This is a genomic window from Mucilaginibacter sp. P4_G9 (assembly GCF_056400985.1).
This window is the reverse complement of the sequence record NZ_JBFUKF010000947.1, coordinates 1-562: the sequence shown is the minus strand read 5'-3', so window position 1 is coordinate 562 and position 562 is coordinate 1. Positions and strand designations below refer to the sequence as shown.

General features: G+C 40.7%; 1 protein-coding gene. It reads right to left on the bottom strand.

Translation table 11 applies throughout. The annotated features are described in order from the left end of the window. Window positions 1–545: FecR family protein (locus tag AC1DPZ_RS28725; RefSeq protein ID WP_477409958.1), on the bottom strand; the 545-nt coding region annotated here is incomplete at its 3' end. Between the last annotated feature and the right edge of the window lie 17 nt (window positions 546–562).

Genomic DNA, 562 nt, shown 5'->3' with positions numbered 1-562 from the left:
TTTTTAGCTACTTCAAAATAAGCTTCGCCGGTAATTTCAACTTCTCTTGTTTTGCCTTTAAACACAGCCGGAAAACTTAGTGACGACGCCGAATTTAACCATACCTTACTTCCATCGTTTAATACCAGCTGATACTGCCCCCCTCTCGGAGTTGATACCGTGTTCATATCAGCCGAAGTGCCATCATCATTATTATCAGTTTGGTATACCAATTGACCATCGCGCGTTTTACGGATATGCGCAGACCCTTCTTTAGCCAAAAGTCCATTTTTGGCACTATCAAGTGTAATGGTTTTACCATTGGCCAGGGTTAAAACGGCCTTATTACCACCCGGCAAAACATCATGCGCGGGTTTTGCTTTGGCTATATTTTTTTTTGCAACCGTATTTTTGTCTTGCTTCAGGAATATATATGCTCCAAAGCCAACAAAAACCATCATAGCTGCCGCCACTCCTAATTTTAGCCACAACTGATTTTTATCCGGCGGACGTATTGGAGAATCTTCATCATGATTGGATTTACTCTGAAGAATGTTGTTTAGCATATCAATACTTTTTGTAC